At 40.2% G+C, this 26687-nt stretch carries 28 protein-coding genes; 13 read left to right on the forward strand and 15 right to left on the reverse strand.

Annotated features, from left to right (window positions below; translation table 11 throughout):
• Positions 1-4 precede the first annotated feature (4 nt).
• Together AUF14_RS08480 and AUF14_RS08485 are read right to left on the reverse strand one after the other, a co-directional pair.
• Positions 5-1093 (reverse strand): ABC transporter ATP-binding protein, encoded by a 1089-nt coding sequence (locus tag AUF14_RS08480; protein ID WP_049218702.1) that lies wholly within the window; start codon positions 1091-1093, stop codon positions 5-7.
• A 16-nt stretch (positions 1094-1109) separates the two neighbouring features.
• Positions 1110-1652 (reverse strand): helix-turn-helix domain-containing protein, encoded by a 543-nt coding sequence (locus tag AUF14_RS08485; RefSeq protein WP_049218705.1) that lies wholly within the window; start codon positions 1650-1652, stop codon positions 1110-1112.
• 213 nt (positions 1653-1865) lie between these two features.
• Between AUF14_RS08485 and AUF14_RS08490 the strand changes: the two genes are divergently transcribed.
• The 4 genes from AUF14_RS08490 to AUF14_RS08505 are packed head-to-tail and all read left to right on the forward strand — an operon-like array spanning position 1866 to position 4746.
• Positions 1866-2858: a YhdH/YhfP family quinone oxidoreductase gene (locus AUF14_RS08490; protein ID WP_049218707.1), complete on the forward strand. Its 993-nt coding sequence runs from the start codon at positions 1866-1868 to the stop codon at positions 2856-2858.
• A complete protein-coding gene (locus tag AUF14_RS08495) occupies positions 2855-3580 on the forward strand; it encodes a phosphopantothenate--cysteine ligase (protein WP_049218709.1) in 726 nt (241 codons plus the stop codon). Before AUF14_RS08490 ends, AUF14_RS08495 begins: the two co-directional genes overlap by 4 nt.
• Positions 3577-4119 carry a phosphopantothenoylcysteine decarboxylase gene (gene coaC, locus AUF14_RS08500; RefSeq protein WP_016181855.1) on the forward strand — a complete coding sequence of 181 codons (543 nt, stop codon included), beginning with the start codon at positions 3577-3579 and terminating at the stop codon, positions 4117-4119. The genes AUF14_RS08495 and coaC overlap by 4 nt, the downstream gene beginning before the upstream one ends.
• 3 nt (positions 4120-4122) lie before the next feature.
• Positions 4123-4746 carry an ECF transporter S component gene (locus AUF14_RS08505; protein ID WP_049218711.1) on the forward strand — a complete coding sequence of 208 codons (624 nt, stop codon included), beginning with the start codon at positions 4123-4125 and terminating at the stop codon, positions 4744-4746.
• 48 nt (positions 4747-4794) lie between these two features.
• Here AUF14_RS08505 and murB read toward each other — a convergent pair whose 3' ends face one another.
• Both murB and AUF14_RS08515 read right to left on the reverse strand, forming a co-directional pair.
• Positions 4795-5745, reverse strand: coding sequence for a UDP-N-acetylmuramate dehydrogenase (gene murB / locus AUF14_RS08510; protein WP_172702370.1), 951 nt, complete (start codon positions 5743-5745; stop codon positions 4795-4797).
• 40 nt (positions 5746-5785) lie between these two features.
• Positions 5786-6697 carry a Gfo/Idh/MocA family protein gene (locus AUF14_RS08515; RefSeq protein ID WP_016181852.1) on the reverse strand — a complete coding sequence of 304 codons (912 nt, stop codon included), beginning with the start codon at positions 6695-6697 and terminating at the stop codon, positions 5786-5788.
• Between the two features lie 160 nt (positions 6698-6857).
• On the opposite strand from AUF14_RS08515, the gene AUF14_RS08520 reads away from it, so the two are divergent.
• Both AUF14_RS08520 and AUF14_RS08525 read left to right on the forward strand, forming a co-directional pair.
• Complete coding sequence (locus AUF14_RS08520) at positions 6858-7613, forward strand: exodeoxyribonuclease III (RefSeq protein ID WP_016181851.1); 756 nt, start codon at positions 6858-6860, stop codon at positions 7611-7613.
• Between the two features lie 77 nt (positions 7614-7690).
• Complete coding sequence (locus AUF14_RS08525) at positions 7691-8224, forward strand: 3'-5' exonuclease (protein ID WP_049218727.1); 534 nt, start codon at positions 7691-7693, stop codon at positions 8222-8224.
• 34 nt (positions 8225-8258) lie between these two features.
• Here AUF14_RS08525 and AUF14_RS08530 read toward each other — a convergent pair whose 3' ends face one another.
• The 4 genes from AUF14_RS08530 to AUF14_RS08545 form a co-directional block, all read right to left on the reverse strand.
• Positions 8259-8780 (reverse strand): GNAT family N-acetyltransferase, encoded by a 522-nt coding sequence (locus AUF14_RS08530; RefSeq protein ID WP_049218713.1) that lies wholly within the window; start codon positions 8778-8780, stop codon positions 8259-8261.
• Complete coding sequence (gene tsaE, locus AUF14_RS08535; protein WP_049218714.1) at positions 8777-9244, reverse strand: tRNA (adenosine(37)-N6)-threonylcarbamoyltransferase complex ATPase subunit type 1 TsaE; 468 nt, start codon at positions 9242-9244, stop codon at positions 8777-8779. Before tsaE ends, AUF14_RS08530 begins: the two co-directional genes overlap by 4 nt.
• Before the next feature lie 163 nt (positions 9245-9407).
• The gene (gene pta, locus AUF14_RS08540) at positions 9408-10388 is read right to left on the reverse strand and encodes a phosphate acetyltransferase (RefSeq protein ID WP_049218716.1); all 981 of its coding nucleotides are present in this window, start codon (positions 10386-10388) and stop codon (positions 9408-9410) included.
• Positions 10389-10545: 157 nt separating this feature from the next.
• Positions 10546-11226, reverse strand: a complete 681-nt coding sequence (locus AUF14_RS08545) for a uracil-DNA glycosylase (RefSeq protein ID WP_016181840.1) — start codon at positions 11224-11226, stop codon at positions 10546-10548.
• A 185-nt stretch (positions 11227-11411) separates the two neighbouring features.
• Here AUF14_RS08545 and AUF14_RS08550 point away from each other — a divergent pair, with 185 nt between their 5' ends.
• Positions 11412-12275 (forward strand): Cof-type HAD-IIB family hydrolase, encoded by an 864-nt coding sequence (locus AUF14_RS08550; protein ID WP_049218718.1) that lies wholly within the window; start codon positions 11412-11414, stop codon positions 12273-12275.
• A 24-nt stretch (positions 12276-12299) separates the two neighbouring features.
• On the forward strand, positions 12300-12824 hold the full coding sequence (locus AUF14_RS08555; RefSeq protein WP_049218720.1) for an LURP-one-related/scramblase family protein: 525 nt from the start codon (positions 12300-12302) through the stop codon (positions 12822-12824).
• A gap of 54 nt (positions 12825-12878) precedes the next feature.
• Here AUF14_RS08555 and AUF14_RS08560 read toward each other — a convergent pair whose 3' ends face one another.
• A complete protein-coding gene (locus tag AUF14_RS08560) occupies positions 12879-13472 on the reverse strand; it encodes a GNAT family N-acetyltransferase (RefSeq protein ID WP_016181837.1) in 594 nt (197 codons plus the stop codon).
• Between the two features lie 138 nt (positions 13473-13610).
• On the opposite strand from AUF14_RS08560, the gene AUF14_RS08565 reads away from it, so the two are divergent.
• Positions 13611-14678 (forward strand): endonuclease/exonuclease/phosphatase family protein, encoded by a 1068-nt coding sequence (locus AUF14_RS08565; protein WP_049218723.1) that lies wholly within the window; start codon positions 13611-13613, stop codon positions 14676-14678.
• 266 nt (positions 14679-14944) lie between these two features.
• Entirely contained in the window at positions 14945-15835 is an 891-nt protein-coding gene (locus AUF14_RS08570; RefSeq protein WP_102866006.1) for a GNAT family N-acetyltransferase, read from the forward strand.
• A 58-nt stretch (positions 15836-15893) separates the two neighbouring features.
• On the opposite strand, the gene AUF14_RS08575 is transcribed toward AUF14_RS08570, so the two are convergent.
• The 3 genes from AUF14_RS08575 to AUF14_RS08585 all read right to left on the reverse strand — a co-directional run bounded on the left by AUF14_RS08575 (position 15894) and on the right by AUF14_RS08585 (position 19944).
• Positions 15894-16094: a hypothetical protein gene (locus tag AUF14_RS08575; protein WP_040005624.1), complete on the reverse strand. Its 201-nt coding sequence runs from the start codon at positions 16092-16094 to the stop codon at positions 15894-15896.
• Positions 16072-17376, reverse strand: a complete 1305-nt coding sequence (locus AUF14_RS08580) for an IS91 family transposase (RefSeq protein ID WP_071879978.1) — start codon at positions 17374-17376, stop codon at positions 16072-16074. Before AUF14_RS08580 ends, AUF14_RS08575 begins: the two co-directional genes overlap by 23 nt.
• A gap of 150 nt (positions 17377-17526) precedes the next feature.
• The gene (locus tag AUF14_RS08585) at positions 17527-19944 is read right to left on the reverse strand and encodes a hydroxymethylglutaryl-CoA reductase, degradative (RefSeq protein WP_082158480.1); all 2418 of its coding nucleotides are present in this window, start codon (positions 19942-19944) and stop codon (positions 17527-17529) included.
• A gap of 232 nt (positions 19945-20176) precedes the next feature.
• On the opposite strand from AUF14_RS08585, the gene AUF14_RS08590 reads away from it, so the two are divergent.
• The 3 genes from AUF14_RS08590 (at position 20177) to AUF14_RS08600 (ending at position 23278) form a co-directional block, all read left to right on the forward strand.
• Positions 20177-21328, forward strand: coding sequence for a hydroxymethylglutaryl-CoA synthase (locus AUF14_RS08590; protein WP_049220378.1), 1152 nt, complete (start codon positions 20177-20179; stop codon positions 21326-21328).
• A 507-nt stretch (positions 21329-21835) separates the two neighbouring features.
• Entirely contained in the window at positions 21836-22285 is a 450-nt protein-coding gene (nrdI, locus tag AUF14_RS08595; protein ID WP_049220381.1) for a class Ib ribonucleoside-diphosphate reductase assembly flavoprotein NrdI, read from the forward strand.
• A gap of 87 nt (positions 22286-22372) precedes the next feature.
• Positions 22373-23278, forward strand: a complete 906-nt coding sequence (locus tag AUF14_RS08600; RefSeq protein WP_049220384.1) for a lactate/malate family dehydrogenase — start codon at positions 22373-22375, stop codon at positions 23276-23278.
• Between the two features lie 171 nt (positions 23279-23449).
• Here AUF14_RS08600 and AUF14_RS08605 read toward each other — a convergent pair.
• The 3 genes from AUF14_RS08605 to AUF14_RS08615 form a co-directional block, all read right to left on the reverse strand.
• Positions 23450-24870 (reverse strand): IS3 family transposase gene (locus AUF14_RS08605; RefSeq protein ID WP_225844229.1). Its coding sequence is split into 2 segments (ribosomal slippage): positions 23450-24393 and positions 24393-24870, totalling 1422 coding nucleotides; the frame shifts between segments, so codons are not numbered across the junction.
• 110 nt (positions 24871-24980) lie between these two features.
• Positions 24981-25541, reverse strand: coding sequence for a histidine phosphatase family protein (locus AUF14_RS08610; RefSeq protein ID WP_049221882.1), 561 nt, complete (start codon positions 25539-25541; stop codon positions 24981-24983).
• A gap of 158 nt (positions 25542-25699) precedes the next feature.
• Positions 25700-26686 carry an RnfABCDGE type electron transport complex subunit D gene (locus AUF14_RS08615; protein WP_049221884.1) on the reverse strand — a complete coding sequence of 329 codons (987 nt, stop codon included), beginning with the start codon at positions 26684-26686 and terminating at the stop codon, positions 25700-25702.
• Position 26687: the final 1 nt, after the last annotated feature.

Here is a 26687-nt window from a genome sequence, read left to right on the forward strand (position 1 = left end):
CTCCCTAATCTTCATAGCTTTCCAAGCGAGCTTCGAAGTCTTCTTCACTTTCGTTAAAACGCATGACGTGAATGTCCTCAGGTTCAAAATACAGTCCAACTTTGCTGCCTTTTTTAGCTTTCTTCGTCGAATGAACCATCCATTCGTTTCCGTCCGCATCAATACAGTTCATTTCGTAATGAACGCCGCGGAACAGCTGCGTATCAACCGTCACAACCAGTTTGCCCTGTTCAGGTGTGGTTAATGTCAAGTCTTCTGGACGCAAAACAACCTCTACTGGTTCATTAGGACGCATCCCGCCATCGACACATTCAAAGGTTTTGCCGACAAATTTGACCAGATTATCTTCCACCATTTCACCAGCGACAATATTACTTTCTCCAACAAAATCCGCGACAAAGTGATTAATTGGTTCATCATAAATATCAACCGGAGTACCACTTTGTACGATCTTACCCTTATTCATTACAAAAATCTCATCACTCATAGCCAAAGCCTCTTCTTGATCATGAGTCACAAAGATAAACGTAATGCCTAAACGTTTTTGCAAAGCACGTAATTCATATTGCATATCGGTTCGTAATTTCAAATCTAAAGCTGACAATGGTTCATCCAATAATAAAATCTTCGGTTCGTTGACAATCGCCCGCGCAATCGCCACCCGCTGACGTTGACCACCAGACATTTCGGTGATTTCCCGATTTTCATAACCTGGTAGCTGAACCAGCTTTAATGCCTCTAAAACTTTTTTCTCAATCTCTTTTTTTGATAGCTTCTTGATTTTTAAACCAAAAGCAACATTGTCAAAAACATTCATATGAGGAAACAAGGCATAATCTTGAAAGACTGTGTTGACCTGACGTTTATTAGCCGGAATATCATTCATTCGTTTTCCCTCAAAAAAAATATCGCCTTCACTAACGTCTGTGAAACCGGCGATAATTCTTAAAATCGTTGTTTTTCCGCAGCCAGAAGGTCCTAATAAGGTATAAAAGCGTCCCTCTTCAATATCAAAATTTATTTTCTTCAATACCGGATCGTCATCGTCGTATTGTTTGCTCACGTCTTTAAAAGAAATAATTGTATTTGCCATGACTTCACGTCCTTTTCTATAAGTAAGATTCTGTAGCGACAATCAGCACTTTGCTGACTCCATTCGCTTGGTTTTGCAGCCGATGCGGTTTACTCGCTTCGTAATAAATACTTTCGCCTTTTTCCGCCTCATATAAGGTTTCGCCAAATTGCAACGCCACCTTGCCTTTTAGTACATAGATAAACGTTTCAGACAACGAAGGCGTAAACTGTTTATATTGCCCCTCTTTATCTAGCGTTAATAGAATGGGTTCCATTTCCTTCTCATTCGATTCAGGAATCAGCCACTTAATATGATAACCGTGTTCCTCATCGCTGTAAAAAGTAGTGTCTTCATCTTTATAGACAATTTTCTGATCACCGGTCTTTTGCTTGAAAAATTCAGCTGGTGTCACACCTAGAACTTCTAGAATATCAAAAAAAGTCTCCATAGAAGGAGAACTTAGGTCACGTTCCAACTGAGAGATGTATCCCTTGGACAAATCGGTTCGTTCACCTAACTCTTCTTGTGTTAAATTTTTTTGGATTCTAAGATTTCGCAGCTTCTCACCAATTTCCATCCTCTCAGTCCTCCATTCCTTGTTTGCTAATAGTAAACTTCTTGTTTAATAGCACCATTCCAGTATACGAACTTTTTCCTAAAAATCAAGCGATCTGAATGAAATTCTTTCACGATTTTAATGGAAACTAACGAGAAAATAAATTTGCTTTTTCTTTCATTTCCGCTAAGATAATAGTAACTATTTTTTTAAGTACAGGGAGGCTAACAACTAATGACTTATCGCCGTTTACGTGTAATCAATGATGAAACCCTTCACACAGAGATTGAAAGCTTTACTAAACCTGAAATAAAAGAGAATGAAGTATTAGTTAAGGTGAATTATTCTGGCATCAATTATAAGGACGCCTTAGCGACTAGGCCCAATACTGGTGTGCTACGGGAGTATCCGATGACGCCGGGCATTGATTTAGCGGGTACCATTATTGAAAGTAAGGATGAAAAATTCCAATCTGGTGACGAAGTATTAGTCACAGGCTTCGGCCTAGGTGTCAAGCACGATGGTGGCTTAAGCGATGTACAGGTCATTCCGGCTGCATGGGTCGTTCACCTGCCTGAAGGCTTGTCTGCAAAACAGGCGATGATCTTTGGGACAGCTGGATTTACGGCTGCACTCGCTGTTGATGCGTTGCAAGCCCACGGATTGAACGCTGAAAGTCGCGTTTTGGTTACTGGAGCGACTGGCGGTGTTGGCGGATTTGCTCTACATTTTCTAAAACAAATCGGCTGTAAAGAAATCACTGCGTTAAGTCGAAAAGTGGATCAAAAGGATTACTTGCAGCAGCTGGGAGCAACCGCTGTTCTCTCTCCTGCTGAACTGTTTCCAGAAAAAGCCCGTCCGTTGAATAAGCAGCTCTTTGATTTTGTCATTGATACGGTCGGCGGCGATACGCTTGCTCAGGTTCTGCCTTTTATTAACTATGGCGGAAGTGCTGCTTTATGCGGAAATGCTGGCGGCATCAAACTGAGTACAACTGTCTTGCCTTTTATTTTACGAGGTGTTAACTTATTAGGCATCGATTCAGTCGAAGCTTCGATGGAGCAACGCCAAAAGCTTTGGAAAAAAATGGCGAATGAATGGGCTTTGTCTGATCATTTCCAAGTCCAACAAATTGAATTAGAGCAAGTATTGGAAACGGCGAATGCCCTGTTAGAAGGAAAGCATGTAGGACGTACAATCGTTGCTTTAGGGGGAACAAACCAGTGAGAATTCTAATAACTTCAGGCGGTACTTCAGAAAAAATCGATGATGTCCGTGCGATAACGAATCATTCCAGCGGAAAGCTAGGAAAAGCGATCGCGGAAAGCTTTGCGAAAGATGATGTGACCATTGATATGATTACTACACGTCACGCGGTAAAACCTGAAGGAAAAATGATTCATCATCATTTGATTGACTCTACCGCAGACCTTGAAAAAACATTGAAGGATTTAATGACAAAAAATACTTATGATGCAGTCATTCATAGCATGGCGGTCAGTGATTTCACACCAGAAAGTTCGGTCACTCTTGAAGACCTTGAAGCAGTAATGGCAGCAAAACCAGTAGACTTACCAAAAGCCTTAGTAGAAGTTGCCAATGAACGTACAGAGAAAAAAATCTCTTCCGATACCGATCATTTAGTCGTTGTTCTGAAGAAAACACCAAAAATCATTTCTTTGATTAAAAAATTGCAGCCGCAAACGATTTTGGTTGGCTTTAAATTATTAGTTGACGTGCCGATGATTGAATTGTTAAATGTAGCGAAAGCCAGCCTTGAAAAAAATCAAGCTGATTTTATCTTGGCAAATGATTTAGCGGAAATTCGCGGTGAAAAACATCATGGTTATCTGATCAATAAACAGCATAAAGTCAAAGAAGCACAGACAAAAACTGAAATTGCCGAACTGATCAAAAAAGAGGTCATGAAACTGGAGGAAGCAAAATGAAAAACATCTTACTAGGAGTCAGCGGCAGCATCTCTGCCTACAAAGCAGCCGACATTACCAACCAATTGACCAAACTAGGCTATAACTTAGATGTTGTGATGACCAAAAGCAGTACAGAATTCATTACGCCCTTAACGATCCAATCCTTGTCGCATCGTCTTGTCCACCTGGATGTGATGGATGAACCCGATGCCGCTTTGATCAATCATATTGCTTTGGCTAAGGCAGCCGATCTCTTTCTGGTTGCCCCTGCTTCAGCAAATATTATCGGCAAATTAGCCAACGGCATCGCTGATGATTTACTATCAACCGTAGCTTTAGCATTGCTGCCGGATACACCAAAAGTTATCGCGCCAGCTATGAATACTTATATGTATCAAAATCCGATTGTCCAACGAAATTTGGCAACGCTAAAAGAAGTTGGTTATCAAGAAATTAAACCTCGAGAAGCCTTGCTTGCCTGCGGCGATTATGGTCGCGGTGCCTTGGCAGATATTGCTGAAATTGTGCATATCGTAAATTCAAAATTGAAGGAGTAACAAATGAAAGAGAAAAATGTTAAAAGTTTTACTTTGACCGCGATGTTTTTAGCTATCATGATCATTTTAGCGGTCACACCATTAGGATTTATCCCAATTGGACCTATCAATGCAACGACCATGCACATCCCTGTAATTATTGCTTCGATTGTATTAGGTCCTCGCATTGGTGCTGGTCTGGGAGCTGTCTTTGGGGTGATTAGTTTAGCAAGAGCAACGATCGTTATCACACCGATGTCTTTTGTCTTCTCACCATTTATCGCCAATCCATTAACGAATCAAGGTGATTGGCGCGCAATTATCGTAGCAATTATTCCACGTATTTTAATTGGTGTGGTGCCCTACTTCGTTTACAAAGGACTGCATGCCCTAATGAAGCAAAAGGCACGGCCAGTCAGCTTGTTTATCGCTGGTTTAGCAGGCTCAATGACGAATACGATTTTAGTGATGAACCTAATCTTTTTCTTCTTTAAAGACAGCTACGCAAATGTTTTGCAGGTCACAGCAGATACCGTCTATAGTGTCATTCTAGGAATTATCTTTGGTAGCGGCTTAGTTGAAGCAGCTGTTGCCGGTATCGCAACGATGGCCATTTGTGCCGTTCTATTGCGCTTAATGAAAAAATAGAAAAATGCTTGAAAGAAAGCCATCACGGTTTTCTTCCAAGCATTTTTATTATTTCGGTTCTTCACCTAGAATTCGGACTTCTGTTTCTAGGCTCACATCAAATTTTTCTTTGATTGTCTTTTGGATATGAGCGATCAACTCAATGTAGTCAGTCGCTGTCGCATTGTTGATATTAACAATAAAACCAGCATGCTTTTCAGAGATTTGCGCGCCGCCCCAGACTAATCCCTGCAAGCCGGCATCCTGAATTAATTTTCCAGTGAAATGACCGACTGGGCGTTTGAAGACACTTCCACATGAAGGGTACTCCAGCGGCTGCTTCAATTCACGCAATTCTGTAAGTTCCTTCATCCGTTTTTCGATTTGGTCGTAGTCACCTGGTGTTAATTTAAAGGTAGCACTCAAAACAATCGCTGGTTGATCTTGAATCGCTGAGTGACGGTAAGAGAAATTCATTTGATCCTTATACCACGTTTCAAATGTACCATCAGCTAATAATACATCCACTGATTCAAAAACATCTTCCAACTGCCCATCATATGCACCAGCATTCATGAAGACCGCACCGCCAATACTCCCAGGAATACCGCAAGCAAATTCAAAGCCGGTCAACGAATGATCCAACGCAACGTATGTTGTGTCGATTAACTTAGCACCAGCCTGAGCAGTAATCGTATCTTCCTCTGCACGGATCGTTGTCATATCCGTCAGCATGATCACTAATCCGCGAATACCGCCGTCACGGACAATTAAATTGCTGGCATTGCCTAAAACAATCCAGGGGATGTCATTTGATCGACAGAAATCAACTAATGCTTTCACTTCTTCATTGTCTTTTGGAAATGCTAGAGCGTCCACAGGTCCGCCAGTTTTTGTAAAGGTATAATTCATTAAAGGTTCATCCAAAAGGACTTTCACGTTTGGTAATGCGCTCGATAATTCAGTAATTTTCACTTTGATAAGCCTTTCTCGTTCATTACGGGTAAATTTTTCAAACATCTTTGCTATTTTAGCACGCGAGAAAAAAACTTACCACCCCTTATAGTTGATGACGAATATGCTGTTGCAGCATTTTTTCACACAACTCATGACTTAACAAAACATTTTTCTGACGCAAATCAACAGCCTCACCTTTTAATGCGGCAATAAAACGGATAACTAACTGCTCAAATCCGCGTTTTTCTAACGTGGTTGTCCAATCCCCAAATCGTTGAACTTCTTCCACTGTTCCCTTTTTGATCGTCAAATCGGTCAATTGATTTAAAATATTCGTTTGTTCAGGTGAACTGACTTGGTAACGCTCCATTTTCCCGCCACTCATCAGATCCATCGACAGGATAACTTCTGTTGTAGCCGTTGAAAGCAGCAGTTGTGCATAGGTCATTTTCCCTTTTTCTTCACGAATTTTTGAATGCACCGTCATGATTTCATCATCCAGCAAATAAACAGCGGTATCTACTAAATGAATGAATAAGTCATAGATACCATATTGTGTATTCATCGCATGATTTGGTTCATTCTTTTCCAAATGAATGACATGCTTTTGCGGAAGCTGTTTGAGCTGTTCCACCATTGGAGCAAAACGCCGGTTAAAGCCCACCATAAACAACAGCTTGTTTGACTTTGCCAGCTCCTGCAATTCACGCACCTCTTGTAAATTTTCACTAACAGGCTTATCGATAAATACTGAGACCCCCGCCTCTAGACATTGCTTAGCGATCTCAAAATGGACCTTTGTAGCAACATGGATGAAACAGGCGTCGATTTTCTCAGCCAACAGTTCATCAATCGTTGCAACCGTATTAACGAAATTGTATTCGCGAGAAATCTTATCCCTTGTTTCATCATTACGCGTCGCGAAAATGAATGACGCCTCCTTGCGCATTTTAGCATAGGTTGGTAAATAGGCTTTTTGGGCGATTCCTCCAATGCCGATAACTCCGATTTTCATTTATCATTCTCCTTCTTCGCTATAATTTTTTTACATCTCATTAGATATTTCTTATCTACAAAATTATGGTTTGCCGATCTGGCATCCTTTGCTTTCTGACTTTTTTTCGTTACAATGAATCCATGAGTAAATCACAAGATCTAGTATGGAGGAATGAACATTGAAATTTATTTCTTGGAACGTCAATGGCTTACGAGCTGTGATGAAAAAGAACTTTATGGACGTCTTTAATGAATTAGACGCCGATTTTTTCTGTCTGCAGGAAACCAAACTGCAAGCTGGTCAAATCGAAATGGATCTGCCTGGCTATTATGAATATTGGAATTATGCAGAGAAAAAGGGCTACTCGGGTACCGCTATTTTTACAAAATACGAACCACTAAACGTTACTTATGGTCTTGGGCTTGATGAGCACGATCAAGAAGGTCGCGTCATCACGCTGGAATACCCTGAATATTATGTGATTACCTGCTACACACCTAATTCGCAAAATGAATTGAAGCGCTTAGATTACCGTATGACGTGGGAAGAAGCCTTCCTAAACTATCTGAATGCGCTGAAAGAAAAGAAACCAGTCATCTTCTGCGGTGATTTAAATGTCGCTCACGAAAACATTGACTTAAAAAATTGGAAAACCAATCAAAAAAACGCTGGGTTTACGCCGCAAGAACGAGAAAAATTCAGTATCTTATTAGAGAACGGCTATATTGATACCTTCCGTCATTTCTATCCAGATCAAGAGGGCATCTACTCTTGGTGGAGCTATCGTTTCAACGCCCGCAAAAACAACGCTGGATGGCGGATTGATTACTTTGTCGTTTCTGATGACTTAAAAGAAAAACTGCAAGATGCTAAAATTCACACTGAGATTTTCGGCAGCGATCATTGCCCGGTAGAATTGGATATCAATCTTTAAAATGTTTGAAATTTTTGCCGCAAACCTTTCGCCGCTGAAAGAAATATGTTAAAACAATGGCGAAGAGGTGACCCTTGTTGAATTTTATTGCAATGGACTTTGAAACAGCCAATTACCAAACACATAGTGCTTGTTCATTAGCACTCGTAATGGTTAAAAACAGCCAAATCGTGGGTGAATATTATTCCTTAATTAAACCAGAAACAGAATTCTTCTGGAAAAACATTCAGATTCACGGGATTCATCCAGAGGACGTGGAGGATGCCCCAAAATTTCCTGAAGTATGGCAAGAAATCCAACACTATTATCAGGAAAATCGTTTGATCGTCGCTCACAATGCCGGCTTTGATACAAAGGTATTAGCCGGCTGTCTGGATTATTATCATTTAGAGCAGCCATCTTACTTATCTCTTTGCACAGTCCGAACCAGTCGCCGATTATTTCCAGAAATGCCAAATCATCGATTGAACACCGTCTGTGAAGAATTAGCTATTCCTTTGGAGCATCATCATGATGCCTTAGAAGACAGTCGAGCCTGTGCAAAAATATTACTTTATCAGGAGGATCATTTTGGAGTCGATCCTTTGAAAAAATTAGTTTTACCAATGTAGATGAACTGAAAGCGAAGCGCTCTGCTTCGCTTTTTTAATTGATTAATTTACTCATCAGCAAAACATCTAAAAATTCTCCCTGACTATCACGCGCTCCACGTATCATCTCAGCCTCAGTTTCAAATCCAAATTTTTGATACAAATGAATCGCCCGTTCATTGCGTTTCTGGACGGTTAGCTCCAATCGCCGCAACGGTGAAGCATTTTCGCTCCAGTAAATGACCTCATTTAATAAAGCAGAACCTAAACCAATCCCCCAGAATTCTTTTAACACACTGATACCAACCTCGCCAATATGCGCGACAGTGAATTCTGACGCCGCCTTGACTGAAGCCATACCAACGATCTTTTCATCTGCCAAAGCTAACAGTAATAAATTGTTCTCACTTTCGTATAAATCAGCCAATTGCAGGCTTAACATTTCTTCACTCAAGCCTAAACCAACTTCATCCATGATTAAAAAGTCTGTCTCCTCGGCAATTTTCTGACTCACCTGCAATAAAGCCGCAGCGTCGTCCGGGATTGCTTCTCTCAGCGTGATCTCGACTTCACTCATTTTGCTTCCCACGCTTTCAAAATGCGACTCTGAAATTTTTCAGCCTGTATTCCCTTTGCAAGCAACTCGACTTTACGCAGATTTTCATCCTGATCATCTTTAGATAAAATCAACTCCAAATAATCCTCCGGCATATACTCGCCTAACTGCTGGCCCCATTCGACTACGGAAAGACCATCGCCTTCGAAATAATCATCTAAGCCTAAATCATCCGCCCCAGCCTCAATGCGATAGACATCCATATGGTAAAGCGGTATGCGTCCCTGTTGGTATTCTCGAATGATCGTGTAAGTCGGGCTCTTAATCATTTGATCAATTCCTAAACCCAAAGCGATCCCTTTTGTCAGAGTTGTCTTCCCAGCTCCAAGATCACCCGTTAATACTAAATTATCGCTAGGCTCTGCCACCGTACCAATTATTTTTCCTAGTCTTTCTGTTGCTGTTGTATCTACTAATGTTATCACGCTCTATCCCTCTTTTCTGCTACCAATTTAGTATAACGATTTACGCTTAGAGAGAAAAGAAAAAGATTCTTCATTTGGAAAACAGAAGTAACAAAAAAAGTAAGAATCCTTATGGAAAATGGATTCTTACTTTTTAACTTTTTCATTATAGCTAAGATAGCTCTTAACTCATCAATGATTGTGCTGCTGTAATAATAGAAAGCTTATAAACGTCTTCTTCGTTACAGCCACGTGATAAGTCAGAAACTGGCTTGTTCAAGCCTTGTAAGATTGGTCCGATCGCTTCAAAACCACCGAAACGTTGGGCGATCTTGTAACCAATATTTCCTGATTGTAATTCAGGGAAAACAAAGACAGTTGCTTGTCCAGCTACTTGAGAATCAGGGGCTTTCAATTGTGCCACGCCTGGGATATAGGCAGCATCAAATTGTAATTCGCCATCGATTAAGAAATCTGGTGCCAATTCTTGAGCAATCTTCGTTGCTTCTGCAACCTTTTCAACCTCAGGAGATTTAGCAGATCCTTTTGTTGAGAAGCTCATCATTGCGACTTTAGGTTCAATATCGAATAATTCAGCTGTTTTAGCAGATTCGACAGCGATTTCAGCCAATTCTTGAGCGCTTGGATTCACATTGATGGCACAATCTGAGAATAAGTATTTCTCTTGATCACGCCCGCGAACCATTAAGAAAGCTCCACTTGTACGGCTAACGCCTGGTTTTGTTTTAATAATTTGCAAGGCTGGGCGAACAGTATCTCCAGTTGAATGAATCGCTCCAGAAACCATGCCTTCAGTAATGCCCATATAAGTCAGCATTGTACCGAAGTAGTTTTCATCTTTAAGAATCTTTTCCGCATCTTCTTTGCTGACTTTTCCTTTACGACGTTCAACAAAGGCTTCAACCATTTCATCCCAGCGATCAAAATGATCAGGGTCAATAATTGTGAAGTTCTCTAAAGCGATTCCACGAGCGCCCGCAGCTTTTTCGATTTCAGCCAGATTGCCAATCAAGATTGGTTCAATCAATTCTTCTGCTTTCAAACGAGATGCGGCACCAAGAATACGCGCGTCAGTTGCTTCAGGAAATGCCACTTTAATGTTGCGACGAATAATCTTAAATTTCAAACTATCAAATAGATCCACGATAAAACCTCCAGATATTTATTTCCTTTTCATCATACAACACTTCACATGAAAAGAAAAGGACAGAATAAAACCTCTGTACTACTCATTAGAATCTAGTAAACATGAATTAAGAGGTTTTTCACAAACTGTCTCTATAACAGAAACCGTTGTCATACTACACTGTTTCAGGCAGTTGCCAATCGATTGGTGACTCGCCCCATTCCTTCAAAATCTGATTTGTTTTTGAAAATGGTTTTGATCCAAAGAAGCCTCGATGAGCGGATAAAGGCGACGGATGAACAGACTTTATGATCGCATGCTTATTGGTATCAATCATTTTGATTTTTTCTTGAGCCGGCTTGCCCCATAGAATAAAGACGATCGGCTTTTCACGCTCATTTAATCGTTGAATAATTGCGTCAGTCAATTGCTCCCAACCTTGACCGCGATGCGAATAGGCTTGGCCTTCGCGTACGGTCAGCACCGTGTTGAGCATCAGAACCCCTTGCTTGGCCCAGCTTACGAGATTGCCGTGCTGAACTGGCGGAATCCCTAAATCATTTTGCAATTCTTGATAAATATTTCGTAATGAAGGCGGTATTTTGACTCCCGGCTGTACGGAAAAGGATAAGCCGTGCGCTTGATTTACGCCATGATAAGGATCTTGTCCTAAGATTACAACTTCGACTTTGCTGTAAGGTGTCAATTCCAACGCTTCAAAGATATGATACATATCTGGATGAATTCTTTGAGTGCTATATTCCTGCTTCAAGAATTCTCGTAGTTTCAAATAGTACGGCGCTTGAAATTGATCTGCTAAAACCGTCTGCCAATCATTATGGATAATTTCTTTCATGCTCTACACTCCTACTTCTATTCTTAGTAAAAACTCTCCATTTTACATGGAAAAAACTAGCCTATGCGTCGAGAAGACCATTTTCTACCCAAATAATTCTTTTTAAAGAATTCTCTCGACATGGCTATCCTCTTTGGGATTATGGTACACTATCGGTGTATGATAGGAAAGCTAGGTGAATAATTTTGATAAAACTCATTGCCTCTGATATGGACGGTACACTGTTAAACGATCAAATGCAAGTCCCAACAGCAAATATCGCAGCCATTCAGAAAGCTCAAGCACAAGGAATTGAATTTATTACAGCGACCGGACGCGGAATGAGCCACGCCAAAATCTCCTTAGATGAAGCGGACATCCACGTACCGATGATTTTATTAAACGGCGCTCATGTGGTGAACGCCGAACGAGAAACCATTTTTACCATTCCGATCGGCAAGGAAAAGACATTTGAAGTGATGGATGCCATTGAAGAAGCTGGCCTTTATTATGAAATTTTTACCGCCGAACATGTCTATTCTTCAAATCAACCGAAGCGGATTGAATTTTTCTCAGAGCATATCATTGATAAAATACCTGGTATTTCTAAAAAAATGGCGATCGCTGCCTCATCGCGACATTTATCACTTACACCGATTACTTTTGTTGAAGATATGCGACAAACACTAATCGATAAAGAAGAAGACGTATTGAAGATTATCGCGTTTGATAAGAATGGGCCAGAACAGCTTAAAGCGATAACAGGAGAGCTAGAAAAGATCGGAGACCTCGCCATTGCGGCATCTGAATTGACAAATATCGAAATCAATCATGTCGATGCGCAAAAAGGCATCGCCTTAAAGCAGTTTGCGGAAGAACGAGGATTTTCCGCTGATCAAGTGATGGCACTGGGAGATAATTTTAATGATGTCAGCATGTTGACATATGCTGGTACGAGTGTTGCGATGGGAAATGCAGTAGAAGCTATAAAGAAAATCGCGAAACATGTAACTGATACGAATGAAGAAAACGGAGTAGCAACGGCAATCGATCGAATCCTTTCTGAATAATAAAAATCAAAAGGTGTGAGCAACATGACTGAATTTTTTATTCAAGAAAAACAATTAAGTTCCACGACACGAACGATCGTCAAAGACAACAAAGGTGTTCCACTCTATTTAATGGTAGGACATTGGGGACGTAAAGGAAATGTGCTCTCCCTCTATGCAATGGACGGTCAGATCGTAGCATATATCAAACAAGCCAGTGTGATTTTCGGTCGCAAGTTTGAGATTTACTATGACCATACAAAAGTTGGTGTGCTTCACAAAATCTTCCATTGGCCCGGGGATTTTTATTACATACAGCAGCTTCATTGGGCAGTTTATGGAGATATTTACAACCATAAATATAAGATTAATCATTTTAACCAGCCAATCATGACGATGGATAAAGCCACCTTATTAACTGGTGATTACTATGTCTTGGATGTCACAGATCCAGCAGACGCCCCAGTCTGTATTTGTGTGGCGGCGATTATGGATTATTGGCTGTATAATCGCAATAGAAAAAAAGAACAAGAAACTGTGTTAGAAGTAACCTTCCCTCAAAACTGTTAAAACGGCTAATACGTTTACTACGTTAAGTAAGCGATTAGCCGTTTTCTTATATGCTTATTTGTGACGCTTGATGCGGTCAAAGCCTTTAACCTCTCGTTGCATATGATCGTATAAATGACCGCTAATCATAATTTCTCCAACATCCTTGAAGCCATCACGTAAATATAAACGTTTAGCATTTGGATTGGCCTTATCGACATTTAGTCCGATAACTTTTTCGCCCTCGTGGGTCGCCAGCCGATCTACCGCCGTTAACAGCTTTGAACCAATCCCTTGTCCACGAAATTTTTCATCCACTGCGATTGAATCCAAATACCATTCACCAGGAAAAGCTTCAGGATCAATAAACATCTTAATATCATCGGAAATTCCTTGTGAACGCAAATAATTTTCTAAAGGCAAATCGATAATCTTTTCTTTATTGGCCGGATAACCAAAAACAGCCCCTGCGATTTCGCCATCAATTTCTTCAACTAGACCTCGAGCATAGCCGAAACGATAAGTCGGATCTTCAAAGCAAGCCGTGATAACTTCTAAGGCCTTCTCTTCACCAAACTCAGCTAAGAAATCCAACTCCATGTCTTTTAAAATAACCAGTATTAATTTTGCAACTGCTGCGCCATCTTCTTTTTTGGCAAATCGAATCATTTTAAAACCTCTCTTTTAATAACGTATATTCCCTTTTCTATAGTGTACCACGGGAAAGTTCTTTTCGAAAGTCAGGAACTTTGTGAATAGTTAAAATTCTGCTATGATAAGCTTGAAGAGAAGACTAGGAGGCGCAACATGAAAAAAGTAGGAAAGATTCTTTTAGGAATTATAACAGCCATCATTTTGGTTTTAGGCGGCTATTTAATTTATTTATTCGCCAGCTATGACCGTTTACCTGACCATCTTACCTTAAAACCCGACAATCAACATAATCAGGTTTTAGAAACCAATAAGACTTACCGTGCTATGAGTCATAACATTGGATATGGGGCTTATCCGCCAAGCTATAGCTTCTTTATGGACGGTGGGAAATACTCGCGAGCGTACGATAAAAAAACGGTAGAAAAAAATATGAATGGGATCGTCACTACGACAAAAGAATTAGATCCTACTTTTGCTTTTTATCAAGAAGTCGACCAAGACGGTGATCGTTCACAGCATGTAGATGAAGTAGCCTTTTTAAAAAATCATTTATCTGACTACAATAGCTTGTATGGGCAAAACTACGACTCTTCTTATTTGTTCTATCCCTTTACTGATCCAATCGGTCAAGCAAAATCAGGCCTTGTCACCCTAAGCCAAGCTGAGATCACCAGCAGTAAACGCTATTCTTTACCGATCGAAACAAACTTCAACAAATTTGTTGATTTGGATCGTGCTTTCACTGTCAGCCGTATGCCAGTCAAAAACGGTCATGAGTTTATTGCGATCAATACCCATTTGTCCGCCTTTACCAAGGATCGTTCTATCCAAGCGGCTCAATTGAAGAAGATTTTTGATGTCATGGAAAGCGAATATAAAAAAGGCAATTATGTGATGGTCGCCGGAGATTATAATCATGATGTTTTGGGGAACAGCCCAGACGTATTTAGTACAAGTAAAAAACGCGAAACCTGGACACATCCATTTCCAAAAGAAGAATTGCCGGCAGGCTTTCACCTGCCTACTGGAAAGCTGGCAGAAGAGAAAAAGCCATCCGCTCGAGCATTAAATGAACCCTATAAACAGGGCAAGACCTACACGACTTTGATTGATGGGTTTCTTGTTTCAGATAATATCAATGTTGAAGCTGTTCACATCAAGGATATGCAATTTAAATATTCTGACCATAATCCAGTATATTTGGATTTCACTTTTAAATAAAATAGCTTTAACTCCAAGGTACATTGCTTTCTTTCACTCTCGTTGATAGAATGAAGGGAAATCATAGAAAAGGACTTATTTCAATGTGGAAATTCACCTTCAATATACGCACCATTACTCTACTCCAAACAAGGAAACTACTGTAGATGAAACATTGTTTGGAGATACGATAAGAGTTGTTTCATCGCCAATTTTTAAGCGCGGATTTATACACGTTTATTCGGCTTGAAACCTCTTTTTATAGACAAAATTGGAGGAAAAATGAAATGTTGACAATTAAACAAGTTGACCGAAAAAATAATAACGAACTAGATACAATGATGGCGATTTGGGAATCAGCGGTTAAAGCTACCCACACCTTTTTGACAAAGAATGATATCGAAGCCTTAAAGCCCGAGGTAAAAAAGGCGTTTCAGCTGATTGATGAGCTTTATGGCTATTATGATCCTGAGCTTTTAGGATTTATCGGTGTCCAACAAGATAAAGTTGAAATGCTTTTCGTTTCGAATCAAGCTCGAGGAAACGGGATTGGAAAAAAATTACTGCAGTTTGCTCTCGATTCGCTAAACATACACTATGTAGATGTGAATGAGCAGAATCAGCAGGCCTTCGGTTTTTATCAGCATATGGGTTTCCTTGTGATCGGGCGATCTGAGCTAGATGAGCAAGGGAATCCTTTCCCCATTTTGCATTTAAAAAAAATGCAGATTGAAGAAGTCGTTACAGATAAGAAAAACTATTTAAACTTGCTTCTTTTAGCCGATCCGCAGGAAGACATGATTGATCGTTACCTTGATGACGGCCGCATGTTTGTTTTATATGATGATGATGCTTTGAAGTGCGCAGCCGTTGTCACAGAGTTGAATGAACAGGAATGTGAGCTGAAAAATATAGCGACTGTCCCAGCTGTACATGGACAAGGCTATGGCAGAGCAATGATCCAGTTTTTATTCCATGAATTTTTAGGTCATTATCAAACGATGTATGTCGGAACTGGTGATGAGCCAGGAATATTGGACTTTTATAAAAAAAGCGGATTCCGCGAATCGCATCGCGTGAAGAATTTTTTCACCGATAATTACCACGAACCAATCATTGATCAAGGAGTCCAATTGGTTGATATGGTTTACCTGCGGGCAGACGTCAATAATGAATAACATAAGAAAACCTCAGGAGAAAACCGCTCCTGAGGACTTTTTGTTTAGATAAATCATTTTATTGTCGATCACTGATTCTAAATTCGTATCCAAGTACGTTCTTATAGTATTCTGGATACATCTCTCCACCACATTTTTCGCAATCAAATTGCGGAGCGTTCTCAGGATCAAATGCAACATCTCCTGCATCCAAAAATTGAACTACTTCCTTTGGAATTTTTTCCTTTATCCCACATTCAAGACAAATGTAATGAACCACTCCATTGGAATCGAAGTTTTTTAAAAGCTGCTTCTTTTTCTTTTTCATACTTACGTTTCGATGCTTCTTCCCCAATTTTTTTATTCTCCTCTCGCATGAATCGTTCCGATTCTTTATTCTTCGCATATTTCACTACAAGTCGTCCATTTTTAGACACACTAACTCCACTAAATTCATAATATTCGCCACATCTAGTACATTCCAATGGATTTACTCCGAATTCTTCGGCTATTCGTTCACACCATGATTTTGGTTTAAGTGCTTTCTTCACATTCACAAGCATTCGTTGAATCTCTTTCTGGTAATTACTTAATACTTTTTTCATGATTGTCTTGATCCGCCGACTATAAATGCCGTATCTACGAATTGTTTTGAACTGGTTCTCTGGAATATGACGAATCAGTGCACCAATAAATTCCTCTGCCGACATCGTCTTTATCTTATCCGTGTTAGTTCGTTTATCATGATACTGAAACATCACTATTTTCCCATCGTACAAAAGGATACGATTTAAAGCAATGGGACCACGTTTCATATAACGACTGATATATTCTAATATCTTTTTGAGAGAAGTTCGGCTCCTTTTGGGTGCATGCACGTAAAAACCCTCTGCATTTTTCGTGTACGCCGCTTGTAAAAGCGGCTGGACTCGTGCCTTATCCCATTGGGATAAGGTTCTTCGAATGAGCTTTAGGACCGCATTCTGCCAATATTTCCTCAACATTGCGAACGGAAAATAGTCATAGTCCTTCCATTTTCCATCCTTCGTCAGTCCACCCATGGTGACGACTAAATGAACATGCGGATTGTATTCTAGCTGAGAACCGAAGGTGTGGAGTGTTGCCACAACCCCAGCTTGTATATGGTGCTTTCTAAAAAAATCTAATAGTATCCGTGCAGCTTCATCCATTAATCCTTTTAAAAGCTCCTTACGATACTTCTCCTTCAGAAAAATCTCACGTAAACCTTCATCGATCGTGAAGATGACGTGTCGATGCGTCACTGTAAACAGATCATTCGCCGCAACCTCTGCCCACCGTTGACTTTCCCCAGTTGCACAAGTTGGACAAAATTTCCCTTTACAACGAAAAGCCACTTTCTTTACATCATGGCATCCTTCACAGACAAATAGACGATAACCTTTTTTAAGGTCACCACAATCGCGAAACTTCTTCACTTCTCTTTTCACAACGGATCGAATCCTTCTTGTGTACCTTTGATTGAATTTCTCCCAGTTTTGATATTCATCAAAGAAAATGGCGTGTAAAATATTGGGTTTCATATCTCCAGTTTAATAGGAAAAAGACCAGATGAAAAGCGGTCAAAAGATTGATGTATCAATCCTTTGACCGCTTAAAATGTTATACTTCCTTTAATGTTTAAAAAAAGTGATAAGATCAACTTCATGATCTTATCACTTTTCTTTGTGAACTTATGCTTGCCGCAGCTGTTTGATAATTGTCTCAGCTGTCGCGAGATTCATCTGGTCTGCTCGACGCAATTGCCTTGAAACCTGAGCGATCTCTTTTTCGGTCGCGCCAGCAGTGATTGCCAATGAGCGGCTCTGCATCGCCATGTGTCCTTTTTGAATGCCGTCTGTCACTAGTGCCCGAATGGCTGCTAAATTTTGCGCCAATCCAACAGCAACAATCATTTCGCCTAATTCAGCCGCCGTGGAAACTTCTAATAATTTCAAACTTAGCTGAGCCTTCGGTAAAACCTTCGTTGCCCCACCGACAATACCGACTTTCATTGGTAGGGTTAATTGTCCAACGAGTTTTTCTTCTTTTATGACCCAATCCGTCAACCCTTCATAACGTCCATTGCGTGCAGCATAAGCATGACAAGCTGCCGCCACCGCACGTGTATCATTCCCAGTAGCCAGGACGACCGCATCAATCCCATTCATAATCCCTTTATTATGAGTTGCCGCACGGTATGGATCGAGCTTGCTAAACTCACTTGCAGCAGCAATTTTTTCTGCGACTTCCGGTGTTAGCTGTGTCAGTGGGATCTCACATCGTGCTTCAATCAACGATTCGGTTGCATAGTTGCTTAAGATGCTGAACAAGATATCCGCCATTGGAATCAGTTGTCGCAGTTCTTGCGCAACTGCTTCCAGCATCGTATTCAAGATATTGGCTCCCATTGCATCTTTTGTATCGACAACTACATCGATCGAGACATAGCCTTCTTCAAAGGTGCGTGCATGAATGGATTGCAATCCGCCGCCGCGCTGATAAATCGAAGGATAGCTTTTTTCTGCCGCTGCAAAAAGACTCTTTTTATTTTCATTAATCGTTTTAATTACTGCATCGAAATCAGTGACCTTTCGTAAAACGATCTGTCCAACCATCCCTTGATTAATCACTCGCGTCTGAATTCCGCCCGCTTTTGCAATGATTTTCCCCGCGTTACTAGCTGCCGCAATTACGGAGGGCTCTTCGGTAGCCATTGGAATTAGCTTTTTTTTACCATTAATAACAAAATTTTGAGCGACACCTAAAGGAATCGAGCATTCACTGATTTGATTTTCAATCAAATTATTCGCGATTTTTTCCGGCAACACCGTTTCAGTTGCTAATTGTGCCGCTTCTTTAGCAGATAACTTTTTATCTTTCACCAGTTTAGCTAGACGCTCAGCTTGGGTCATCTGATAGAATTTTTTTTTTGCGATTTCTTGATCCTCTGCTTTCGTTATCAACAAAGCTAGACCTAACCCGCCGCCAATACAAAGACTTGCTACACCACGTTGCTTCTCCTCTTGAATCAGCTCAGAAATTAAGGTTGTTACAATTCGCGTCCCACTGGCACCAATTGGGTGACCCAAAGCGATTGCGCCGCCGTAACTGTTAATTTTTTGATCAGATAGCTTTAATTCTTTTTGCACCGCAACAGAAGCTGCCGCAAATGCTTCATTGATTTGGAAGGTATCAATTTCATCAATTGTACGATTCGCTTTTTTTAATAATTTATTAATTGCAGATACTGGGGCCATTCCCATAATACTTGGATCAATTCCAACTTCACTGTAATTATTAATAACAGCCAGGTAAGTCAGTCCATGTTCAATTGCATAGGATTTCGCTGCCAATACGACAGCTGATGCACCATCGTTTAGCGTTGAAGCGTTGGCCGCTGTAACGACGCCATTTTCCTTAAAAGCTGGCTTTAAGGAGCTAATTTTCTCCAGAGTAGAATCAAAGCGAATCCCTTCATCTTCCCACATGGTACTACCGTCTGATAGTGCAATCGGAACGATCTCTGATTCAAACTTGCCATCCTTACTGGCTTTCGCTGCCTTCATTTGCGAATCATAGGCATATTGATCCTGCATTTCACGGGTAACATGATAGTCTTCAGCCACCTTTTCTGCTGTCAACCCCATATGCTTTCCGCTAAACGCATCTGTTAAACCATCATAGATCATGCTCGATTTTGGTTCGTGCCATTCTTGGGCTGCATAATCAAAGCTTGTCACCTTTGGAGCCTGAGACATATTCTCCGTTCCGCCAGCAATCACAACGCTCGCCTCATTCAACAAAATCTGCTGCATCCCAAAAATGATCGATTTCATTCCAGATCCGCACACTTCATTGATCGTAGTTGCCGGAACCTCATAGGGTATCCCTGCTTTAACTGCGGATTGACGAGCTACATTTTGACCATTACCTGCTTGCAAAACATTTCCCATAAATACCTGATCGACTTGATCTGCCTCGATCTCCGCACGTTTGATTGCTTCTTTCACCGCAATCGCACCGAGCTCAACCGCTGAAACAGTTGCTAATTTGCCTTTATATCTGCCAATTGGTGTTCGTACAGCGCTTAAAATAACTACTTCTTCCAAGGGTGCACCTCCAATGTTTTCATTAAAAATCAGACGTAAGTATAGCACAGATAGTTTTATAATTTCTTAAGATTCAAACTCAACTAATTATGACCTTTCTATGATATATTTACCTTTGGAAGAAAAGGATGTCTGTTCTACTTATTATTTTAGTAATTAAGTGGAAAGATATGTGTGGTTTATTCATTTTTATTAAAAAATGGATGGATCAATAAGAACTAGGAGGAGCAATATGAATATAGGGATTGATAAAATCAGTTTTCACGTACCAAATTATTATCTTGATATGACAGATTTAGCGAATGCCCGTGAAACTGACCCCAACAAATTTCACATTGGTCTCGGACAAGATCAGATGGCAATTATTCCCGAGACACAAGACATCGTCACTTTAGGGGCAAGTGCTGCTGCCAAAATTCTTACAGATGAGGACAAAAAGGACATCGACATGGTAATCGTCGGAACAGAATCAAGTACCGACTTCTCAAAATCTGCTGCGGTAATCATTCATGATTTGTTGGATATTCAACCATTCGCTCGTTCATTTGAAATAAAACATGCTTGTTACGGCGGAACCGCCGCCCTGCAGCAGGCTCATGATTATGTTGCCCTACATCCCGATCGTAAAGTTTTAGTGATCGCTGCTGATATTGCTAAATATGGTTTAGCAACTGGTGGCGAACCTACGCAAGGCTGTGGTGCTGTCGCTATGCTAATAACCAAGGAACCAGATTTGTTAGCCTTCAATAACGATAGTGTCTTCTATTCAGAGGACGTTTATGATTTTTGGCGACCTGCAGGACATGATTATCCATTAGTCGATGGACACATGTCTAACCAAATCTATATTGATTCTTTTACTCGGATCTGGGAGCAAAATAAAAAAGTCAATCAAACCGATAGTACGGATTATGCCGCAATCACTTTCCATCTACCTTATACAAAGATGGGACGCAAAGCTTTACGTGCAATCTTTCCGGAAATGCCTGAATCAGAACAACAACGTTTAGAAGCTCGTTATGATGAAGCAGTGGTGTATAGCCGAACAGTCGGTAATCTCTACACCGGATCATTATATCTAGGTTTGATATCCTTGTTAGATAATGGCAATCTAGGTGCCGGTGATCGAATCGGATTATTCAGCTATGGTTCTGGTGCCGTTAGTGAGTTCTTCTCAATGACATTGATGGATGGGTTCAAAAGTCATTTAACTAGCGAAAAGAATCAAGCGTTGCTTTCTGAACGCAAGCAGCTTTCTATCGATGAATATGAAAAAATGTTTAACGAAAAACTCCCAACCGATGGAGGTACGTATTCGTTCTCTGATTCAACTGATTTTGCTATCAATAAAATCAGCGGTGATATTCGTTATTACAATAAGTAGTATAATAGGAAAAGGCCAGCTGACTGATCAGCTGGCCTTTTTTAGACGCAAAAATAATCTAGCAGGTCTAATGGCTAAGTGCTTGTTCTTCATTCCAGATTTCTGGAATATTTACACTCTTTTCTAGGTCTTAAACGTTTTTTATGATTGAATTTCGTTTAAGCCTCACCATTAAGTGAAGAAATGGTTCCACTGTCTACATTTCTTTTCCCCGCTAGATTAGAATAACTTGGTAAGGAGACTTCAAATCCCTACTTCCTTTCTGCCGCTTTCGGCATTCTCTGTGAAATGAACACTGCTTCCGTCCATTTCTGTTGTATTATTTTACAACCTTAGGGACCTACCCCTTACACCTATATTTATACCATATTTCGCCGCTTTTTGCAACCGTTTACACTTTATCTACTCGTCCTTTTTCGTGTTATAATCTTAACGTTAAGACTACAATTAAGACCCGATTTTTTCGTAAAAAAACGGTGATTAACCAAATTAGGAGGAAATATTTTTATGAATATATTGTACATTTCTATCTCAGGAAACACTCGGGCATTTGTTAAGCGTCTGGAAGCCTACGCAGTGGAACAGCATCAATTAGATCCGAAAAATCCTTTAATCAGCTCAAAGGAAATTTCCGAAAATTCTCCCTTCGAGATTGAGTCGGCACCCTTCTTTACCTTTGTCCCTACGTATTTAGAAGGAGGAAATGGTGTTGATAGCGGGGATACTGAAATTTTGACAGAAGTGATGCGCGAATACCTCGAATACGAAGATAATTTTAAACATTGTCTAGGAGTAGTCGGCAGCGGGAATAAAAATTTTAACTATCAATATTGCCTGACAGCAAAACAATATAGCGAAGCCTTCAAGTTTCCTTTCTTGGCAGATTATGAGCTGCGAGGAACCGCTGCTGATTGTGAGCGCGTGTATCATATTTTAAAAGAAAACAGTTCGAATTAATCGTTTACTAATTATTCTATTGACTTTTTCTCATGTTAGAGGCATTCTTTTTAAAATAGATAAATCTATGAGAGAGGCGTGTTGCAATTGAGAAAAGTCGCAATTATTGGTGTAGGACATGTAGGAAGTACAACTGCTTACACTTTGATTTCAAAAAATATCGTTGATGAGCTGGTGCTTTTCGACTCGAAAGATACGATTCTAAAGGCTGAACTGAATGATCTGATGGACGGGCAAATGGAACAAGCTAATCAAGTTCGACTGATTGGTCCAGATATAGCTGAACTAGCCGATACAGATGTGATTATTTTTTCTGCTGGTGACATTTCGATTTTTGAAGGAAATCCTGATCGCTTTGCTGAACTGAATTTGACCAAAACAATCGTAGAGGAATGGGCGCCAGTCATCAGAGATTCTGGCTTTAAGGGAATTATATTGAATATAACAAATCCTTGTGATGTCATCACTCAATATCTGCAGGAATTGACAGAACTTCCTCAAGAGCGTGTTATTGGTACTGGAACTTCACTAGATACTGGCCGAATGAAGCATGCTATCAGCAAAAGTATGAAAGTTCATCCTTCGGCCATTGATGGTTATGTCATCGGAGAACATGGTGAAAGTCAATTTGTTGCTTGGTCTAGCGTCCGAATCGGTGGCACCCCTATCAGTGAAATATTGACGGATGATAGACTTGATGTTCTGGATAATGCTGCTCGTGATGGCGGTTGGGTCACTTTTAGAGGAAAAGGCTATACTTCTTATGGTATCGCCATTCAAGCCGCACGGATTGCTGAAGCAATTTTAAACGACAATCACCTTGTCGTACCAGTCAGCCATTATCATCAAGCTGAGGGCTGCTATGTGGGTTCTCCTGCAAAAGTTTCAAGACAAGGAATCAGTGAAAGTTTTCCGTTAAAGCTTTCCACTGCAGAACAAGAAAAATGGCGTCATACAATCCAGACGATTCATTCAATGCACGCAACGATCTAAAGAAACCACTGTGACGGAAGAACGACAAAACTGTTGATGAGTAGCAGAACACGCTCATTAAAAGAACGAACAACTGTGGAACTATCAACAATGATTGAAGTGACCCCCAAATGTTAGACTTTTTTCGGAGTAGAGAAATCTACTCCGTTTTTTGTTTCTTAAGCTAAGCGATTATGCCGCTTTCTGTGCTGTTTCTCGAAACTGAACAGGGCTTTTCCAGTTCAATTTCTGTTTCATCCGGTGATTGTTGTAGTAATAGATAAAATCATCAATCGCCGTTTTTAGTTCATCAAAACTGTGATAGGTTTCTCCATGAAAAATTTCTTGTTTTAGAAGACTGAAGAAATTCTCCATGATGGAATTATCTAAACAATTTCCTTTTCGAGACATACTTTGAAAAATTTTCTGTTTCTTTAGTTTTCGACGGTAGGCTTTCATCTGATAGGCCCAGCCTTGATCCGAGTGGAAAGTGCGACGATACGGGCAATCATTCGTAATCGCGATGGCTTCTTCTAAGCCTTCCATGATTGCCAAGGCATTTGGCTTTTCCGAGATGCGGTACGAAAGAATCTCGCTATTATACATATCCATAAACGGGTCCAGATATAACTTTCTCTGACGGATCACGCCTTTGGTATCCACTTCAAGATATTTGAACTCTGTTGTATCTGTCGTAATTTTTTGGTGACAAATAGTCGTATAAAAGTGACGACGAATCCGGTGTTTCGCCACTTTCCCGACTTTTCCTCGGTAAGAACTGTAGCGCCGTGATTTCCGCGTGTATGAACGCACTTCGATTCCTAGTTTTCGAATCAAACGTTGGACTTTCTTTTTATTAACATGGAATCCACGATTCTTTAGTTCGTTCGTCATTCGTAAACAGCCATAATTTTTATGTTCTTTACGAATACGAAGCATTTCGGCTTCAATTTCTTGATCAGGGTTTTCTCTGTCAAATCGTTTTTGCCAGTACATAAACGTTGCTTTAGGAAAGTCCAAGGTCTCAAGAAGCTCAACTAATTTGAAGGGTCCTCGGAGGCTGTGGATGATTCGTGCGATTGATTCGTTCGTCTTTGTTGGGCTTCCTGATTTCGCAGCTTCCTCAGTTCTTTTAAAAAGGCATTTTCTATCTGAAGTGAACGGACTTGTTTTTCTAATTCTTTAATACGGTCGCGTTCTTCCGATGTTACTTTAACAAAATCTTTCTTTGGCTTTTCTTTTTTCTTAGGCACGGTAGGTGGACGTCCTTTCGGTTTTGAGAGTCCCTTGATACCATCATCTCGAAAACTCCGCATCCAACTGGCAATCAGAGCATGATTCCTCATACCGAGTCTATTGGCAACTTCACGATAGGACAACTCACTCGTTTGATATAACTCTATCGCATCCATCTTGAATTGAACAGAGTAAGTATTATCATAATGTTTTCGAAAGAGTCCTTCCTCACCAAATTGTTGATAGGAATTAATCCAGCTTCTTACTTGATCCGCGTTCTTAACTCCATACTTTTTCGCTAGATAGCGATAGCCACCTTTTCCATCCAAATAATCTTGAACAACTTTCAGCTTGATTTCAAAGCCATATTCAGTCATAAAAATACCGACCTCCAAAAAGTTAGATTTTTGGTCTAACTTTTGGGGGTCGGTTCAGATAGCCCTACAGTCGTTCGTTCTTATTTTCTATTTATTAATTTAAAAGAATTTCAGGCACTCTTGATATTTGAGAGAACTTTCCTCCACTCAAACCCGATCAACTTAGCGTTAGGTGTGCGATAATTAAAGACCTTTTCATTTTCTAAGGGCTCAAAATAGTTCTTAATCGCGCGAATCACCGAATTATGACAGACCAATAGATAGGTATTCTCAGAGTCTTGTTCTAATTCTGCTAATAAAGGAACAATTCGAGCATAAACATCCATCAAAGATTCCCCATTAGGATAGCGTACAGCAAATTGAGTACGAATTTTTTGGTAGCCTGCCAGTTCATCGCTCTTTCCATCATAATCCCCATAATCCAGCTCAATTAATCGTTCGTCGACACTCATGGGTAAATGATTGGCCTCACTAACTATTCGTGCTGTTTCTTCCGCACGATTTAAGGGAGAATGGATGATTCTGGTTATAGGTGCGTCAAGGTTAGCCACTTCTTCTGCTAATAAAGCCGCTTGATGATAACCTATCTTAGACAAAGCAATGTCGCTTCGCCCTGAAATGATTCCTTTCTTGTTCCAATCTGTCTCCCCGTGTCTAGCTACATAAAGCAAATAAAACAGTCCTCTCTATCAAAAAAATTGAAAATCCAACTAGGAAGATTTCTAGAATTTTCAAAATAGTTATTCATTAAAATATTGGTAGTAGCCAATTTCTCTACTACTTTATCATTAGAATGAAAGAACGTCTATATATTTACTGAAAATGACTGCTAGTTTTTCACACCGTAGGCTCGTGGAATAATGAGGTAGTCAATCAATGGTACAAAACAATTCATAATTAATAAAATGAATGTCATACCTTCTGCCATGGAACTAAATGAACGCCAAGCCATTAGTAGTATGCCACAACAAATTCCATATATGATCTCACCTTTGGGCGTTGTAGGTGATGTACTATAATCTGTTGCCATGAAGAAAGCACCTAGCATAGTTGCGCCCCCAAAGATATGAGCAAAAACAATCGTCAGATCACCTTTCCCTAAAAAAAGCGCAATAATAACTATTGTACTAAGCATACAAATCGGAATGTGCCAAGTAATTACTTTTTTATACAGCAGAAACATCCCTCCTAAAAAAAGAAGTATCGCCGTCGTTTCAGCATTTTTACCAGCAATCAATCCAGTCAAACTGTCTAACATCTGACCAGAGCTTAAACTTTCACCAGCTTTGCCATTCATCAAAGGCGTGGCAGAAGAGACGACATCTAAACCATTCAACGAGAAAAAAGGCTGCGGTTGTACATTCGCTGACATTTCCTTTGCAAAGACCAATCTTAAGACAGCTCGCCCTGTTAAAGCCGGATTTAACAGATTTCTACCGATTCCTCCAAACAATTCTTTTGCGATAATAATTCCGATAGCTCCGCCTAAAGCCGGATACCACAACGGTACACTTGCTGGTAAGCTCATCGCCAATAGAACACCAGTCACTACTGCTGAGTAATCTTTAGGCAAGGTATCTTTCCGAAATTTAAACCATAGGAACTCAGAAATCAGGCATGTACCTATGGCTATCACATAAATAAGCAATGAACGTAGGCCAAAGAAAATAATTGAAGCAATCACGCTAGGTAACAGCGCCAATAAAACCATTCGCATTATTCGATCAGTTTTTTCGTAAAACAACAAATGCGGCGAGGCTTCCATTAATGGGTAACGTGTACTGCGAAGCTGCTCCAACGAATTTTTATTCCCCATA

It is taken from the genome of Enterococcus avium, from assembly GCF_002891025.1.
Lineage (GTDB): Bacteria > Bacillota > Bacilli > Lactobacillales > Enterococcaceae > Enterococcus_A > Enterococcus_A avium.

What these genes read in the sequence shown, in the direction of transcription:
- AUF14_RS08480 (WP_049218702.1), bottom strand. Translation starts at nt 1,093, where the DNA reads ATGGCAAATACAATTATTTCTTTTAAAGACGTGAGCAAACAATACGAC.
- AUF14_RS08485 (WP_049218705.1), bottom strand. Translation starts at nt 1,652, where the DNA reads ATGGAAATTGGTGAGAAGCTGCGAAATCTTAGAATCCAAAAAAATTTA.
- AUF14_RS08490 (WP_049218707.1), top strand. Translation starts at nt 1,866, where the DNA reads ATGACTTATCGCCGTTTACGTGTAATCAATGATGAAACCCTTCACACA.
- coaC (WP_016181855.1), top strand. Translation starts at nt 3,577, where the DNA reads ATGAAAAACATCTTACTAGGAGTCAGCGGCAGCATCTCTGCCTACAAA.
- AUF14_RS08505 (WP_049218711.1), top strand. Translation starts at nt 4,123, where the DNA reads ATGAAAGAGAAAAATGTTAAAAGTTTTACTTTGACCGCGATGTTTTTA.
- murB (WP_172702370.1), bottom strand. Translation starts at nt 5,745, where the DNA reads ATGTTTGAAAAATTTACCCGTAATGAACGAGAAAGGCTTATCAAAGTG.
- AUF14_RS08515 (WP_016181852.1), bottom strand. Translation starts at nt 6,697, where the DNA reads ATGAAAATCGGAGTTATCGGCATTGGAGGAATCGCCCAAAAAGCCTAT.
- AUF14_RS08530 (WP_049218713.1), bottom strand. Translation starts at nt 8,780, where the DNA reads ATGAGTGAAGTCGAGATCACGCTGAGAGAAGCAATCCCGGACGACGCT.
- AUF14_RS08545 (WP_016181840.1), bottom strand. Translation starts at nt 11,226, where the DNA reads ATGAAAGAAATTATCCATAATGATTGGCAGACGGTTTTAGCAGATCAA.
- AUF14_RS08555 (WP_049218720.1), top strand. Translation starts at nt 12,300, where the DNA reads ATGACTGAATTTTTTATTCAAGAAAAACAATTAAGTTCCACGACACGA.
- AUF14_RS08560 (WP_016181837.1), bottom strand. Translation starts at nt 13,472, where the DNA reads ATGATTCGATTTGCCAAAAAAGAAGATGGCGCAGCAGTTGCAAAATTA.
- AUF14_RS08565 (WP_049218723.1), top strand. Translation starts at nt 13,611, where the DNA reads ATGAAAAAAGTAGGAAAGATTCTTTTAGGAATTATAACAGCCATCATT.
- AUF14_RS08570 (WP_102866006.1), top strand. Translation starts at nt 14,945, where the DNA reads ATGTTGACAATTAAACAAGTTGACCGAAAAAATAATAACGAACTAGAT.
- AUF14_RS08580 (WP_071879978.1), bottom strand. Translation starts at nt 17,376, where the DNA reads ATGAAACCCAATATTTTACACGCCATTTTCTTTGATGAATATCAAAAC.
- AUF14_RS08590 (WP_049220378.1), top strand. Translation starts at nt 20,177, where the DNA reads ATGAATATAGGGATTGATAAAATCAGTTTTCACGTACCAAATTATTAT.
- nrdI (WP_049220381.1), top strand. Translation starts at nt 21,836, where the DNA reads ATGAATATATTGTACATTTCTATCTCAGGAAACACTCGGGCATTTGTT.
- AUF14_RS08615 (WP_049221884.1), bottom strand. Translation starts at nt 26,686, where the DNA reads ATGGGGAATAAAAATTCGTTGGAGCAGCTTCGCAGTACACGTTACCCA.